Source organism: Lactococcus petauri, assembly GCF_023499275.1.
Lineage (GTDB): Bacteria > Bacillota > Bacilli > Lactobacillales > Streptococcaceae > Lactococcus > Lactococcus petauri.
On sequence record NZ_CP094882.1, the window covers coordinates 614,092 to 630,172 of the forward strand.

At 37.2% G+C, this 16,081-nt stretch carries 17 protein-coding genes; 16 read left to right on the forward strand and 1 reads right to left on the reverse strand.

Features of this window, described 5'->3' with window-relative positions:
- Positions 1-116: 116 nt before the first annotated feature.
- The 15 genes from rsmH (at position 117) to lgb_RS03075 (ending at position 14,918) form a co-directional block, all read left to right on the forward strand.
- On the forward strand, positions 117-1,058 hold the full coding sequence (gene rsmH / locus lgb_RS03010) for a 16S rRNA (cytosine(1402)-N(4))-methyltransferase RsmH (RefSeq protein ID WP_004258590.1): 942 nt from the start codon (positions 117-119) through the stop codon (positions 1,056-1,058).
- Between the two features lie 32 nt (positions 1,059-1,090).
- Positions 1,091-1,471, forward strand: a complete 381-nt coding sequence (locus lgb_RS03015; RefSeq protein ID WP_019292013.1) for a cell division protein FtsL — start codon at positions 1,091-1,093, stop codon at positions 1,469-1,471.
- Positions 1,468-3,762, forward strand: coding sequence for a penicillin-binding transpeptidase domain-containing protein (locus tag lgb_RS03020; RefSeq protein WP_019293742.1), 2,295 nt, complete (start codon positions 1,468-1,470; stop codon positions 3,760-3,762). Before lgb_RS03015 ends, lgb_RS03020 begins: the two co-directional genes overlap by 4 nt.
- Before the next feature lie 87 nt (positions 3,763-3,849).
- Positions 3,850-4,842, forward strand: a complete 993-nt coding sequence (gene mraY / locus lgb_RS03025) for a phospho-N-acetylmuramoyl-pentapeptide-transferase (RefSeq protein WP_017369022.1) — start codon at positions 3,850-3,852, stop codon at positions 4,840-4,842.
- Between the two features lie 224 nt (positions 4,843-5,066).
- On the forward strand, positions 5,067-5,720 hold the full coding sequence (locus tag lgb_RS03030; protein ID WP_017369023.1) for a GTP pyrophosphokinase: 654 nt from the start codon (positions 5,067-5,069) through the stop codon (positions 5,718-5,720).
- A complete protein-coding gene (locus tag lgb_RS03035) occupies positions 5,720-6,115 on the forward strand; it encodes a response regulator transcription factor (protein WP_019293741.1) in 396 nt (131 codons plus the stop codon). The genes lgb_RS03030 and lgb_RS03035 overlap by 1 nt, the downstream gene beginning before the upstream one ends.
- 9 nt (positions 6,116-6,124) lie before the next feature.
- Positions 6,125-7,510, forward strand: coding sequence for a sensor histidine kinase (locus tag lgb_RS03040; RefSeq protein WP_019293740.1), 1,386 nt, complete (start codon positions 6,125-6,127; stop codon positions 7,508-7,510).
- A gap of 93 nt (positions 7,511-7,603) precedes the next feature.
- Positions 7,604-7,954: a 50S ribosomal protein L19 gene (rplS, locus tag lgb_RS03045; RefSeq protein ID WP_004258564.1), complete on the forward strand. Its 351-nt coding sequence runs from the start codon at positions 7,604-7,606 to the stop codon at positions 7,952-7,954.
- Positions 7,955-8,146: 192 nt separating this feature from the next.
- Positions 8,147-8,272 (forward strand): hypothetical protein, encoded by a 126-nt coding sequence (locus tag lgb_RS10265; RefSeq protein WP_016170978.1) that lies wholly within the window; start codon positions 8,147-8,149, stop codon positions 8,270-8,272.
- A 144-nt stretch (positions 8,273-8,416) separates the two neighbouring features.
- A complete protein-coding gene (locus tag lgb_RS03050) occupies positions 8,417-8,653 on the forward strand; it encodes a hypothetical protein (protein ID WP_019292019.1) in 237 nt (78 codons plus the stop codon).
- Between the two features lie 215 nt (positions 8,654-8,868).
- Positions 8,869-9,441 (forward strand): hypothetical protein, encoded by a 573-nt coding sequence (locus lgb_RS03055; protein ID WP_064305296.1) that lies wholly within the window; start codon positions 8,869-8,871, stop codon positions 9,439-9,441.
- A 264-nt stretch (positions 9,442-9,705) separates the two neighbouring features.
- Positions 9,706-10,659: an alpha/beta hydrolase gene (locus lgb_RS03060; RefSeq protein ID WP_019293738.1), complete on the forward strand. Its 954-nt coding sequence runs from the start codon at positions 9,706-9,708 to the stop codon at positions 10,657-10,659.
- Positions 10,660-10,813: 154 nt separating this feature from the next.
- Positions 10,814-11,542, forward strand: coding sequence for a MurR/RpiR family transcriptional regulator (locus lgb_RS03065; RefSeq protein ID WP_019293737.1), 729 nt, complete (start codon positions 10,814-10,816; stop codon positions 11,540-11,542).
- A 105-nt stretch (positions 11,543-11,647) separates the two neighbouring features.
- Positions 11,648-13,699, forward strand: coding sequence for a maltose/glucose-specific PTS transporter subunit IIBC (malX, locus tag lgb_RS03070; RefSeq protein WP_019293736.1), 2,052 nt, complete (start codon positions 11,648-11,650; stop codon positions 13,697-13,699).
- A 49-nt stretch (positions 13,700-13,748) separates the two neighbouring features.
- Positions 13,749-14,918, forward strand: coding sequence for a MalY/PatB family protein (locus tag lgb_RS03075; protein ID WP_019292024.1), 1,170 nt, complete (start codon positions 13,749-13,751; stop codon positions 14,916-14,918).
- 44 nt (positions 14,919-14,962) lie between these two features.
- On the opposite strand, the gene lgb_RS03080 is transcribed toward lgb_RS03075, so the two are convergent.
- Positions 14,963-15,493, reverse strand: a complete 531-nt coding sequence (locus tag lgb_RS03080; protein ID WP_019292025.1) for a TetR-like C-terminal domain-containing protein — start codon at positions 15,491-15,493, stop codon at positions 14,963-14,965.
- A gap of 188 nt (positions 15,494-15,681) precedes the next feature.
- Between lgb_RS03080 and lgb_RS03085 the strand changes: the two genes are divergently transcribed.
- Positions 15,682-16,020 carry a metal-sulfur cluster assembly factor gene (locus lgb_RS03085; protein WP_017369035.1) on the forward strand — a complete coding sequence of 113 codons (339 nt, stop codon included), beginning with the start codon at positions 15,682-15,684 and terminating at the stop codon, positions 16,018-16,020.
- Positions 16,021-16,081 lie beyond the last annotated feature (61 nt).

Genomic DNA, 16,081 nt, shown 5'->3' on the forward strand with positions numbered 1-16,081 from the left:
CAAGAGAAAAAAAGTTTACAATATATTGTAAACCACTATACATTTTGGAGAAAAATGTTATAATGAATATTAGCTATTAGGGAAGGATGGCGTTTTTCGCCTGTAAACTTGTAAACATGGAATTCAAGCATGATACTGTAATGCTACACGAAACTGTTGATATGCTTGAGGTGAAACCTGATGGCATCTATGTGGATGCAACTCTTGGTGGTGCAGGTCACAGTGAGTATCTTTTGAGTAAGTTGACAACAGGTCATCTCTACGCATTTGACCAAGATGATACTGCCCACGAAAATGCAAAGGTTCGTCTTAAAGCTGCTTTGGCAGAAAACAAGGTGACATTGATAAAGAGTAACTTCCGCTACTTACGTTCAAGTCTTGCAGACTTAGGAGTTACAAAAATTGATGGTATTCTTTATGATTTAGGTGTCTCAAGCCCACAGTTTGATGACAGCCAACGTGGTTTTTCTTATAAGAAGGAAGCACGATTAGATATGAGAATGGATCAATCTCAAGCACTTTCTGCATATGAAGTTGTAAATGACTATCCTTATGAGGATTTAGTACGCATCTTTTACCGCTATGGTGAAGAGAAGTTTTCAAAGCAAATTGCTCGAAAGATTGAACAAGCACGTAAGCTTCAACCTATTGAAATGACGACAGAGCTGGCGGATATCATTAAGTCAGCACTTCCTCAAAAAGAGCTCAAGAAAAAAGGCCATCCTGCCAAGCGTATTTTTCAAGCAATCCGAATCGAAGTAAATGACGAACTAGGAGCAGCTGAAGAATCAATAGAAGAAGCGATTGATCTGCTTAACGTTTCTGGACGAATAAGTGTGATTACTTTCCATTCTTTAGAGGATCGTTTAACGAAAACAATTTTTAAAGAATACAGCACAGTTGACGTGCCGAAAGGACTTCCTATGATTCCGAAAGATATGGAAGCAAAACTCAAGTTAGTCAATCGTAAGCCCGTTCTTGCGAGTGAAGAAGAACTTGCTTTTAACAATAGAGCGCACAGTGCTAAGCTTCGTGTGGCTGAAAAACAAAAAGATTAAAACTGATGAAAAAGGAGAGAGGAGAGAAAAATATGGCAGCGCAACCTAAAGAATATTTTGACATTGAAACAGCGGCCAAAAAGGACAGCTATGCGATTTCAAAAGACTCATTAGCACCAGAAGTTTTGGCCAAAAAGTTCAAAAGATTTTCTGGGGTTGAAAAAGTATTTTATCTTTCTATGGTAGTCGTAGCCTTGATGCTTGCGGTTACTCAACTCTTCATTCAAACAAAAACGCAAGAAATTGAAAGTAGCACCTTGCACTATAACAGTCAAATTACTGTTAAAGAGCAAAAAAATTCTGAGTATGACCAGAAAATTCAGGAGTTAACATCCCAAGACAAATTACAAAAAGTTACGGATAAGTATGGTATCTCCTACAATTCTGATAATGTATTGAAAGCGACAAAATGAAAAATATTTTTCGAATAATTACTCTCCCTTTCAGACGTATTTCGAAAAAAGCGAAAAAAAGTCATCAAAGACCTGAACAAAATCGTAAACATGTAGGTAAAAGTCTATTTGTAGTAGCTATTGCTCTGTTTGCGATTTTTATATTTCGCTTTGTCTGGATTATTACAGTGAATCAAATCGGTGGTGTAAACATCTCCGAAATGGCTAAGACGAACTATTTAAACACAACGACTGTTTATGCTAAGCGAGGCACAATTTTTGACCGAAATGGTGTGCCACTTGCAGTTGATGCAAGTGATTACACGATTTATGCTGTGCTCGATAAGACACAAGTCGACAATAACAATAATAAGCTTTATGTTGATGAGGCTGACTTTCCGAAAGTTACAGAATTTCTTAATAAAGAATTGGGAATTGACAAGGAGTTGATTGAGCAACAACTCAATTCTGGAAAAGCTCAAGTCCAATTTGGTTCGGCAGGAACAAAGATTCCTCTCGCTAAAATGGAAAAGATAAAAAAAGATGCAGAGAATGCTGGATTAGTAGGTATTGGTTTCACACCTAACTTGACACGTTCTTATCCAGAACCAAATTACGCTTCACAATTTGTAGGTATAGCTTCTTTGAAAACGCCTGGGGATTCTGCCTCTGGTTTGGTTGGAATCAACGGCTTAGAAGCCTCGTTTAATGATGTTCTCAGCGGTACAAATGGTGAGGAAACTTATGAGAAAGACCGTTATGGTCGTCCCTTACCAGGAACAACAACAGTAAGCAAGCAGGTAAAAAATGGTCAAGATCTTTATACAACCTTAGATGCCCGTTTGCAAGGTAATCTTGAATCGCTGATGGATACAGCTGTAGAAAAGTCAGGTGGTCAGCAACTTTCTGCCACACTGATGGATGCACACACAGGTGACATCTTGGCTACAACACAGCGTCCAACAATTACCGCCAATAACTTTAATGATAAAGCAGCGCGGGAACAGCCACATTTCACAGAGAACAGCATGCTTTACCAGTCACAATTTGAACCTGGTTCTGTTATGAAAACTTTCTTGATGGCTTCAGCTTTGGACAGTAATAAAGTGGATCTGAATGCCTCTTACTTCCGTCGTGTCAATCTCTATGATGTCGTTATTAATGACTGGGATGCCAATGAAAGCGAAGATGGAACTTTTAAACTTCCATCAACAGTTACTTTTGCTGAAGGATTCAAGATGTCTAGTAATGCTGGAATGACACGGATTGTTCAAAATATGGGTAGCGACCTCTGGGACAGCTACTTGCGCCGCTTTAAATTTGGTGTTCCAACCCGTATTGGGATGGGTGGAGAACAGTTTGGTGCTCTTCCTGACAATAACCCAGTATCTCAAATCCAATCTTCATTTGGGCAAGGTATCAGTACAACACAAATTCAACTTCTACGTGGTTGGACAAGCTTTGCAAACAAAGGAGAAATGCTTGAACCTCATGTTGTGAATAAAATTGTAGACAAAGATAAAAATACCTATTTGCAAAGTAAGGCAGAAGTTGTTGGACGTCCGGTGTCCGAAGATGCGATAAATAAAACAAAAGATTTGATGGTAGGTGTTAATACTGACCCAACATGGGGAACTTCTTATCTGACAGTAGAATCGCAAGGGCATGAACCTGGCCCGCTCTTCATGGTTAATGGCAATACAATGGCTGTCAAAACAGGTACAGCACAGATTGCATCGGATACAGGTGGCTATATGAAGGGAATGCAAGATAATATTTATTCTGCAGTTGCCATGTATCCACCAGAGAATCCAGATTTCATTTTCTATATGAATATCAAAATTCCATCAAGCACTTGGTCATTGACTTATATCTCAGATGTTGCTAATTCTTTGATTACGCGCGCAGAGCAAATAAAAAACCAAGAAGCAGCTCCACAGGATACTTCAGGTCTGAAGGCTGGAAAAGTTACTCTCGAAGATTACACAGGGAAATCTCCAGGTAACGTTTCAGATAGTCTACGTCGTAATCTTTTAGCACCGATTGTGATTGGTCAAGGTACAAAAGTAACCAAACAATCTGTAGCTAAAGGGCAAGAAGTTGGGGCAAATACACCTGTCATGCTTCTTACTGATGGCGATCATATCATGCCAGATATGTTTAAATGGTCTAAAGAACAAGTTGAGCAACTCGCAAAATGGTACAATCTGAAAATTGAATATCAAGGTTCTGGCGACCATGTAAACACACAAAGTGTGGGAATGGGAACCAAACTTAAAGACAATCAAACAATCACAGTCACAATGAATTAGGCGAAAATTTTCGCCTCTTTCAATTTTGAGCTGAGTAAGCTCTATAAATAAAGGAAACAAAGTTTCTAAGTAACAGTCGGAGGCACTATGTTAATCACTGCATTTTTAGCAGCTCTAGTCGCGTTGGTTTTGACCGCAATTGGAATACCACGCTTTATTATGTTTTTTCATAAGAAAAAACTTGGGGGACAACCCACTCTTGAAGAAGTAAAACAACATGCAAGTAAGTCAGGCACACCAACCATGGGAGGTCTTGTATTTGTAGTTGCAGCCCTCCTAGTTTCAGCAGTATTTGCTCTGATTTTTGCACAATTTACTCCTATGTTCATCACAGCATGGTGGGTATTAGCGATGTACTCTCTGATTGGTTTCTTAGATGACTTCATGAAAATCTTTAGCCAAAAAAATCATGGCGGGCTTAAAGCCAGTCATAAACTCTTAGCCCAAATAGCCACAGGTATTGTTTCTTATCTTATCTTGATGCAGGTGGATAGTACAAATGTACTTAATATCTTGGGGTGGAAAATTGATTTAGGATGGTTCTTTGCAGTTTTCATTATCTTCTGGCTTGTAGGTTGGTCAAATGCCGTGAATCTTACAGATGGTATTGATGGCTTAGCCAGTATCACAGTGGCTATCTCTCTCAGCGCATATGCTGTAATTGCAGCTGCTCAAGGACGATATGATGTCCTACTTATCATTCTTTCTGTCATTGGTGGTTTGATTGCTTTCTTTTTCTTCAACCACAAACCAGCAAAGATCTTTATGGGAGATGTGGGAAGCCTTGGTTTAGGAGGTTTTATTGCCATCGTTTCGATTCTTTTACATGTCGAATGGACGCTCCTTTTGATTGGCTTTATCTATATCTTAGAAACCGTTTCTGTTATGATGCAGGTTTCGTACTTTAAAGTAACACATGGTAAACGTATTTTCCGTATGACGCCGATTCACCATCATTTTGAACTTGGTGGCTTCTCTGGTAAAGGAAAAGGTTGGAGTGAATGGAAGATTGATATTGTCTTTTGGTGTGTGACAGCACTTTTATCTATTTTAGCTTTAGTCATTTATTTTAATATATAAAAAAGAGGGAGGTATTTCCTCTTTTTTTGTCCTCTATTTAAGTTGAGTGCATTTTAAGATTATAATTGTATAATTTTAATTATATTAAAAGGAGCCTATGCTCCTTTAATTTTATTTGCAACCGTAAGTGGGAAGGGAAACAGAGTATTTTCTAAAGCTGATAAATTTCGCAGCCTCTGGTATAATAGACATATGTGAAAACTCTTTCAAGAATGGAAATGAATATGAATAAAGAAATAAAAACGACCCGCTTTGAAGTTGAAGAGTTTGAGAAACTCAAGCGAAATTTGGTGAAATACGAATGTGCTTTGGCAGTCATCATGACAGAGCTTTCTAATCTTAATGCTTATTACAATGCTTATGAACCTGTTAACCCGATAGAACATATCAAGCAAAGAATTAAATCGCCAGAAAGTATTGCAGGCAAGTTGAAGAAAAAAGCCTTACCTGTAACGGCAGAAGCAGCTGAAAAAAATCTTTCAGATATAGCCGGTGTAAGAATTATATGTGCTTATGCCAAAAATATTTATGAAATCGTAGAAATCATTAAAAATCAGGAAGCTTTCAATGTAATCAGTGAAAAAGATTATCTTAATCATCCGAAGCCGAGTGGTTATCGTTCTTATCATATGATACTAGAAGTTAATCTTGGCCCGCTTTTTAATAATGAAGCTCGTCGTGTCGAGATACAACTACGCACATCGGCAATGGACTTTTGGGCGACATTGGAACATAAGGTTCGCTACAAATACGGCGGTGAAATGCCAGATCACTTAAGTAATGAATTGCAAGTATGTGCTGAGCAGATTCACGCATTAGATAATCGAATGTATTTGATTCATGAACTGGTAGACATGATTAATGAGGAGGAAATATAATGAGTAAAACAATATATATTGCGGATGACGATGATAATATTCGCTTAGCAATCAAAGCTTTTTTGGAAAAAGAAGATTTTAAAGTAGAGGACTTCTCGACTGGTGATCAACTCTTAGAGCGTTTTAATGAAGAGCCAAGTGATTTTGTTATTTTAGATGTGATGATGCCTGGCTCTAACGGATTTACAATCTTGAAAGCTTTACGTGCACAAAGTATCGTACCCATTATTATGTTGACAGCTCGAGACAGTGACTTAGACTATGCGACAGGATTGGATTTGGGCAGTGATGATTACTTCACTAAGCCTTTCAGTCCGATGGAGTTGGTGATGCGTGTTAAAGCTATTTTCCGTCGAATCGAGTTTGAAAAACAAAAAAATGAAGAAGCAGAGTAAGGAGCGATGATGATTAGGAGAAAACCTCTCAGCATCAAGACGCGCTTGCTTCTGACAAATATTGGTTTTGTCTTCTTTGCTTTTCTGTGGATTATCCTCATTTTTAATATCTTGATAAACAGCTATATTAGCAATTCGGCCTCACGGCAGTTATCTCAAGTCAGGATTTATCAAGCACAAGTTACTCCACCCTCAGGAAGTACCTCTGCGGACTTAGAAGATGCACCTCGTGGAAGCTTTAATACTCACCCCGTTGCTTTTAATATCAATGATAATTATGAAGTACAGGATTTGGAAAAAGTTGGTAACTTTGAGAGAGAGACAGCAAATAATATCGCACAAGCTTTAAAAAATCAAAAAGTTCCACTGAGTAAGGTAAAAAATTATCGTCTGGATACGTCAGGAAGTACCTTTTATATTGAAACCATTCGTCAAAGTTCTGGAGAGTATCAAGTCCTATATGTGGATATCACCGGGATTATTAATTTTACAAACTCAGTTAACCTGTTCTTGGTCTCTGTTGCCCTAGCTGTCATTGTCATCCTTAGTCTAGCCGTTACTTTTGTAACGCAGCGCTTGATTAAGCCTTTATCAATTTTAGCGAAATTTGCGACACGTATTGGCCAAGGAGATTTTACTGAATATCAAGGAACATTTCAGGACCGTGAGTTGGCTACTTTAGCACATAATATGAATGTTGCTGCTCGGCAATTGGATCATAACGATAAAAACCAAAAACTCTTCTTTCAAAATGCCTCGCATGAACTTCGGACCCCTTTAATGGCAATAAAAAGTTATGCTGAGGGGATTTCCTATGAGGTGATGGACCCCAAAAAGGCAAGTGAAACAATACTTTATGAGACCGATCGTATGAGTGAGCTAGTAGAAGATCTTCTAACTCTCTCACGCTTAGACAGCCTAAGTGTGCATCAAGAGCTTGTTTACCAAGATGTTCGTCTAATCATGAAAGATATTGCGAAAGAGCAAGAGATATTTGCTGAGCAAAAAGGCATTAAAATTACAACAGTTTTTGATAAAAAAGCGGTGATGCTTACTTGTGATTATAAAGCTTTACGACGAGCAATAAGTAATCTAGTTTCCAATGCTATGCGGTATGTCGAAACAGAAATTGTACTTACCTGTACAAAAAAAGATGGTGCAGTGGTGATTTCGGTTGCTAATGATGGGAGTGGAATTGATCCAGAGACTTTGCCACATATCTTCGAGCGTTTTTATAAAGGTGCTGGTGGCGTTCATGGAATTGGTTTAGCGATTGTCCAAACGATAGTCGAACAACACCAAGGGGAGGTATCTGTTGAAAGTGATGAACACCAAACGACTTTTACAATGACTTTTACTAAAAACCCAAAGAAAGCTCTTGAAAAGAAAGCATAAATTTGGTAGAATGTTATAAGTGCCAATTTGGCATAAATAAAACTGTTTATCCGCTGGGCCAATGGCTTTATTGATGAGCAAAAGGAGAAAAAAATGTCTATTTCATTGATCGATTCTATCAATGCAGGTCAACTTCGTTCAGATATCCCTGAATTCCGCGCTGGAGACACTGTACGTGTTCACGCTAAAGTTGTCGAAGGAACTCGCGAACGTATCCAAATGTTCGAAGGTGTTGTTATTGCACGTAAAGGTTCTGGTATCTCAGAAACTTACACTGTTCGTAAAATCTCAAACGGTGTTGGTGTAGAACGTATCTTCCCACTTCACACTCCACGTGTTGAAAAAATCGAAGTTATCCGTCACGGTCGTGTGCGTCGTGCTAAACTTTACTACTTGCGTGCATTGCAAGGTAAAGCGGCTCGTATCCCAGAACGTCGTAAATAATTTTGACTTGTCTAACCGCTCTGTTGAGCGGTTTTTCTTTTTGTTTTATTTTATTGCAAAAGTAGAAACGATAAATTTTATGCTATAATATTCATTGCCTCTAGTGGTATATGGATTTAATGTCTATGAAGTTTGAAGTTATTTAACGATATCCAGTATCAAATGATTTATAGAATGATAAAGGAGACGAATATGCGAAAAAATAAAGATAAAGAATGGTTATCAGGTCCAGGACTTGTTGTTCTGGTTATTATGTCGCCAATAGTGGTCATACTTGCTGTGCAAGCCTTAACAGCAGTTTATACAGTTTTACACTAATTTTTAATTTTCTAAATAACGGTAAAACAAGCTTGAAAATAATAGAAACGGCTGTTATAATACACCTACAAGGATTCATAAATTTTATGTATTCTTAATCGTATAAAAAATGAAATAAAAGCGTTAACAAACTGTGGAGAAAAAATGAATTTTGAAAATATTAACTCAAGTCTACAAGAGATTTGGAACAGTGCACCAGCAAATTTTTGGTTGGCTCTCTTTGTGTTAGTCATCGCAATTCTCATTTTCTTTTTGCCCGTCAAAATTGCCAGTTCTCGGGGCTTATCTGGGGGACAAATATTCGGAGTTTTTTTGGCTACGATATTTGGTTTCTGGTTTCTAGGATTAATCCTAGCACTTGTCTTGCCTCGTTCAGTTTAATATACATCTTTAGTATGGAGCAGATGTTGGTAATAATAAAGGCATGCAAATATATTTCTAAGGGCTTAATAGCCCTTATTTTTATGGAAAAAAGAGGGAGTTAAATTATTTAGAAAAATGAATTGAACAAAACAATCTCATAAATCAAGGAAGCGTTTTCTTGAATGGAACAATTGTGTATGCTACAATGAAGAAAAAGAAAAGCGAGGTATATTATGAATAAGAAACTTCTCTCATTGTTAGCTGTATCAACTTTGTCATTGGGAGTTTTGACAGCTTGTGGATCTGGTGAAAAAAAATCAGAAGAAACAAAAACTGAACAATCAGCTGAAGTGTTTGCTGGGGCAACTGCAGGCACAGATAATTTTGATACCCTTTCTAAAGGACTTTCGAAGGATGGTGCTTGGATTGCGGCCATTAATAAAGACTTAGATGCATCAGACAAAACTTTGAATGTTGAAGGCGAATTTAAAAATAAAGAGGGCGAAGAAGCACGTAAATTAGCCCTTTATACGCAAGATGCAGACCGTAAGGTTACAGATCGCTATACACTTACTGTAAAAAAACTTGAAGTAAATTCTCCACAGTTCTATATTTCAAATGGTACAGTTAAGGGAGATGTTGAAGTAAATGCTGAAGGCTTCCATGGTCAAACTGGGAAAGGTGTTGATGGAGAAGCAATGATTGATGGAAATCTTATCTTTAAAAATCAAGAATTGTTGGATACTTATAACAAACTTCCTAGCGAAGAACAAGTTAAAGTAACTGGGGAAACGACTGTTAAATAAAAAGGGGGTTCCCCTTTTTATTTACCTTACGAGCAAATCGTCTGAATAAGAACGAAAGTATTTTCCGATATCAATTTCTTGTTTTCTCTAACTTTAAATTATAAAATGTTATTAAAATAATATTCAGAAAATTAACGTAGTTCAAGAACTATGAAGAATTACTTCAATATTATGAAGAAGTCTTTGATTTTACTGGATTTTGTCCTTGCAATAAAAAATTATCTTTTAAGAAAAGATAATAAAAAGTATTTTTGGAGGTATAAAATGGTAGAAAGAATTTCCTTAGAAACAGCTGCGCTAGAATTTAGTGAAGCAAATGCGCCCCATCCTCGTATTTATGAACTTCCAGTAGAAGAGGGAAGAAGCTTATTAAATGAAGTTCAGGATTCTCCAGTCGCAAAGGAAGACGTCGATATTGAAGATATCGCTGTTGATACAGGAGACTGGGGGGAAATAAATGTCAGATTTATTCGCCCCCTTAATCAAGAAAAGAAATTACCTGTAATCTTTTATATCCACGGAGCAGGCTGGGTTTTTGGCAATGCACATACACATGATAAACTAATTCGTGAGCTTGCCGTACGGACCAACTCCGTTGTGGTTTTTCCTGAATACTCCCTGTCACCCGAAGCCAAATACCCAACAGCTATTGAGCAAAACTACGCTGTCTTACAACAGCTAAAAGATTTTTCTAACGATAAGAAATTTGATGTAAATCATCTCACTGTAGCTGGAGATTCTGTTGGCGGAAATATGGCCACTGTGATGACACTTTTGACTAAACAAAGAGGCGGTCAAAAGATTGGACAACAAGTTTTGTATTATCCCGTAACAGATGCCAATTTTGATACGGATTCTTACAATAAATTTGCGGAAAACTACTTTTTGACTAAAGAAGGAATGATTTGGTTCTGGAATCAATATACGACAAACGAAGAAGAACGTAATCAAATCACAGCTTCACCGCTTCGTTCGACGAAAGAAGATTTGACAGATTTACCTGCTGCTTTGATTATTACTGGTGAAGCTGATGTTTTGCGAGATGAAGGTGAAGCTTATGCACGTAAATTGCGAGAAGCTGAAGTGGAAGTAACTCAAGTGCGTTTCCAAGCCATTATCCATGACTTTGTTATGGTGAATTCAATGAATGATACTAATGCGACACGTGCTGCGATGACACTCTCCACTGAGTGGATCAACGAAAAAAACAGTAAATAAGATAATGAGATAAAAGGAGTCTATAAGATAGGCTCTTTTTTGTGGAAAATTATGCTGCATGATTTGACATATTTAAGCGTTTTTATTTTAAAAAGAAACTATGGTAGAATAAAAGATAAGTGAAAGGCTTAAAAAGTCAAAGAAGAGGATAAATATGCTGAGTTTTCAGGAACGCGTAAAAAATAAAGAGAATAAGTTAACAGAGTTGGAAGAAGATTTGGTAGACTACATCTTGAAAAATAAAGAAGCGGTGAGTCAGACCAAGATTGTTATTTTATCACAGAAATTTTACACTGTGCCCAATACAATAACTCGTTTCTGTAAAAAATTAGGCTATGAAAATTTCTCTGAATTTAAGATTAACCTCAAACAGGAGCTTACAACTCCTGAAAGTATGAATGCACATAAGCATATTCTTTTAAAAAACTTTGATCTAATCGATAAAGAAAGAGAAATGAAGGTTGTGCAGCTAATGCAAAGAGCCAAGAGTGTAAATTTTTATGCGCTAGATCAAACAGGCCTTCTGACGAAGATGTATGTAAAAAGTCTCTTTGCTCTCGATGACAAATTTCAATTTTATGAATATCAGCAGGAAATGAAAAAGAAGATTTTAAGCTCTTCTCATGAAGTATTCTTTTTTGTTTCTTTATCTGGGGAAACACCTTCTGTTTTGGAATTAGCAGAACTGGCCAAATCCAGAAATCATAAATTGATTAGCCTTACCAATTTAACTGAAAATAGTTTGGTACAAATAGCTGATATCCCTCTTTATTGCTTAACACAAAAGGAAGAAGTAAATGGATATGACACGACCGATAAGACACCTTTACTTTTGGTTTTGCAATCACTTTACTACACTTATCGTGGAATTTTACACATTTAAAAAAATACTTTCAAATGAGAAGGTGTTTTTTTAGTAATTTTCGTGAAAGCGTTTTACATTGTGTTAATATTAACTTACAACAAAAATATAAAGGTAGGTTAAAAGATGAGTAACCAAAAAAACCTCTATTCTCCTTTTGAGGGAGAAATTATCCCATTGCAGGATGTTAAAGACCCTATTTTCTCTGAAAAAACAATGGGAGATGGGTATGCTGTAGAACCAACAGGTGAAACAATCTATGCACCAGTTTCTGGTACAGTAAGAATGGTTCAAGGACATGCTGCTGGATTTAGTACTGCAGATGATTTGCAAGTATTACTTCATATTGGTATTGATACGGTCAGTCTGGATAAGGCAGTATTTGAGTTTACCATCAAAGAAGAAGAAGCTGTTAAAGCGGGCCAAGTAATTGGGCGCGTGAATTGGAAAGCAGTCGAAGATGCGGGACTTGAAAAAACAGCCATTGTTGTTATTACAAATACAGCAGAAAAATTAAAGAGTATGACGATCAGTGCCTCAGGAAAGGTAAAAGGAGGTTCACCAATAGGAAAAGCTTTGGCTAAAGGTACCGAAATAAAAACTAAAGTGCCACAAGCCAAGAAAAAGAAAAAATTTGCCCTAGGTGGTTTCTTCCAAGAATTAGGTAAAACTTTTATGCTCCCTGTAGCCTTAATGGCTTTTATGGGTCTTCTTTTAGGGCTAGGAAGTTCGTTTTCGAGTCAATCTACTATTGATGCTTTTCCTTTCTTAGGAAACGAAGTACTGCAAGTAGTCTTTCGTTTCTTTTCAGCCATTGGTGGTTTTGCATTCAGTAATTTACCCGTGATGTTTGCTATGGCTATTCCTCTCGGTTTAGCTAAGAAAGAAAAAGGTGTAGCAGCTTTCTCAGGATTCGTTGGCTATATGGTTATGAATCTTTCTATCAACTTCTTTTTGACTGAACGTGGACAGCTTGCTGATCCTGAACTCATGCAAAAGGCTGGGCAAGGTATGGCTTTGGGTGTCCAAACTATCGAAATGGGTGTTCTTGGAGGTATCATTACTGGTATTATTGTTTACAATCTCCACAAGAAATTTTACAACATTCAACTTTCAGATAGTTTTGCTTTCTTTGGCGGATCAAGGTTTGTACCAATTATTACTGCCTTAGTTATGGCTTTGGTAGGTCTCGCGATTCCTGTCATTTGGCCACTGTTTGCCCTTCTTATCCAGCAAGTCGGCAACTTGATTCAACGTGCAGGTATTTTTGGGCCATTTCTCTTTTTCTCTGGCGAACGTCTGCTTTTACCCTTTGGTTTGCATCACATTCTTGTTGCAACCATTCGCTTTACTCAGGCTGGTGGAACAGCACTCATTGATGGACATGAAGTTTACGGTGCTTTAAACATTTTCTATGCCGAATTAGCAAATCGTTTACCAATTTCCGGCTCTGCGACAGCTTTCTTGTCTCAAGGAAAAATGCCAACGTTTATGTTTGGGCTCCCAGCAGCAGCTCTTGCCATGTATCGTACAGCAAAACCTGAAAATCGAGCAAAAGTCAAAGGGCTCCTGATTTCGGGTGTGATTGCTACTTTTGTAACAGGGATAACAGAACCAATTGAGTTTCTCTTCTTGTTTATCAGTCCTTTCCTTTGGATTTTCCACGTGATTATGACTGGTCTAGGGGCAATGATTGTCAGCCTATTAGGCGTAAAAATTGGTAATACAGATGGTGGCGTGCTCGACTTCCTTATCTTTGGGGTAATGCAAGGCTCATATACACAATGGTTCTTGATTCCTCTCGTGGGTGCCTTTTGGTTTGCGGCTTACTACTTCACATTTAAAAAGGTTATCCTATGGAAAAACTTGAAAACACCAGGACGTGAAGCTGTACTCGAACCGGAATATTCAGAGCAAGAAATAGCACATGGTGGCAATACATCTGGATATAATGCCGAAGCAATCTTAGCTGCATTGGGTGGAAAAGAGAATATTGTCACACTCGACAACTGTATTACACGTCTCCGTTTGATTTTAAATGATGGTGACCTTGTTGAAGATGAAAAGCTTAAAGATTTAGGTGCTTTAGGAGTCGTACATTTAGATGATACAAGTGTTCAAGTTATTATTGGAACGAAAGTAACGACTGTCCGCAACGCATTGGATAATTTGATTTAGAAGGAGAACAGTAAAACAAGACAAACGTCTTGTTTTACCATTTATTGATATGACAGAATTTGATAAAATAATTGAGCGAAAAGGAACGTTTTGTACACAGTGGGATTTTGTAGAAGATCGTTTTGGTCAAAAAGATTTATTGCCTTTTACCATTTCAGATACTGATTTTGCTATCCCAGAGACGGTTAATCAGGCCTTGCAAAAGAGGATTCAACATCCGATTTATGGCTATACACGTTGGAATCACAAACATTTCAAATCAGCTGTCTCTGCTTGGTATCAAAAACAGTTTGATTTTGCGATTGAGGAGGACTGGATTTTGTATAGTCCAAGTGTGATTTACTCACTTTCTCAGTTGATTGAAATCAAGTCTCAGCCACAAGAAGGTGTTGTTGTCCAGACCCCAGCTTATGATGCTTTCTTTAAAACCATTACAGCCAACAATCGTTTGTGTGTAGAAAATCCATTGATTTTTAACGAAGGAAAGTATACGATTGATTTTATAGATTTAGAAGAAAAACTCGCACATCCGAACAACAAAATCCTTCTCTTTTGTTCGCCCCATAACCCTACAGGACGTGTGTGGACAAGTGAAGAACTACAACAAGTGGTATTGCTTTGTCAAAAGTACGATGTCTTCTTAATTTCAGATGAAATTCACATGGATGTTTTACGCAAGGATAAGCAACACCACCCGATTTTGCAATACGGTACAGAAAATATTGCTCTTTTAACATCTGCCAGCAAAACCTTTAATTTTCCAGGATTGATTTTTTCCTATTTATTAATTCCAAATGAGAATCTTCGTGAAGAATTTTGTCAACATTTAAAGGAAAAAGATGGACTCTCTTCTTGCAGCATTTTAGGAATGGAAGCGACGATTTCAGCTTACCAGACATCTGATATATGGCTGGAAGAATTGAAAAACTATTTGGACGATACGGTAGACTTCACGCGAACTTTTTTAAAAGAGTATTTGCCAAAAATAAAGCTTATCGAATCAGAAGCAACTTACCTTTTGTGGCTTGATGTTTCAGAACAGGGTGTTCCTATGGATAAGTTACAACAAGCATTAATCAACATAGGAAAAGTAGCTATTATGGATGGAGAAGTATATGGTCAGGAAGGAAGGAACTTTCTCCGACTAAACATTGGGTGTTCACGAGCCAAGGTAAAAGATGGACTCGAAAGACTACTTAAAAGTATTCAAGCTTTATAAAAAAATATCCAAACATAGGGTTTGGATATTTTTTGGATAATTAATTAGTTGATAAGCTTACTGAGTATTTTTGTAATTTCTTCAGGCGTTTCTTTACGCTTACGACGAATCCAGGCCTGTGTAAGACCAAACATAGCATTAGCATAATAAGTTGCAGCATAAATTTTACCTAAGCGACCGAGGTTATTTCTTCTTGAATCTCTTGGAATAATTGAGTTTTCAATCATACTTTTTAACTTCGCTTGCATGAATTGATGGATTTCCTTGCTGCCGTTCTCAGAAAGCAGGGCTGCGTAGATTTCGTTATTATCTAAAAATTCATAGGTTTCAAGCATTGTTTTTTGCAAGTCTCCATCATTTTTTTCAAAGACATATTGAATTGTGTTGATCAATGTTTTTTGATATTGATCAATCATTTCATACTTGTCTTGATAATGCGTATAAAATCCGCTCCGACTAATCTTTGCAACTTTGACAAGCTCAGTGGTTGTAATTTGATCAAATGGCTTTTCATGTAAAAGTTGAGTCATTGCATCGCGAAGTCGCGCTTTTGTACGTTCTTTTCTATTCTCCACAGTGTATCCTTTTCCCTACACAGCAAGTGCTGTCTTAAAACTTTATATCACTATAATTATAACAATTTTTAGACGTTGTGTCTATAAAATGATTTATAAATTATCTTTTACTCTTCTCGTCAAATTTTTAAAAATATGGTAGAATAACAATGTCAAATAGATTTTACAATGAAAATGTGGAGAAATTTATGAGTGAAGAAAGCAAATATTCTGATACACAAATAGAAGAAATTAAAACAAAGATTTTAGCAGCCTTGGAGACTGTTATTGACCCTGAGCTAGGTATTGATATCATTAACTTGGGCTTGGTCTATGAAATTTCCTTTGAAGACAATGGGTTTACTGAAGTTAAAATGACACTGACAACAATGGGTTGTCCGCTAGCAGACGTTTTGACTGATCAAATTCATGATGCGCTCAAAGAAGTTGAAGAAGTAACTGAAATCAAAGTCAACCTCGTCTGGTATCCAGCGTGGACAGTAGATAAAATGAGCCGCTATGCGCGTATTGCTTTAGGTATTCGCTAAATAGAAATTTCAAAATAAGACCAAAGACCGAGCATGGAGCGGTCTTTTTTTGGTAGAATAG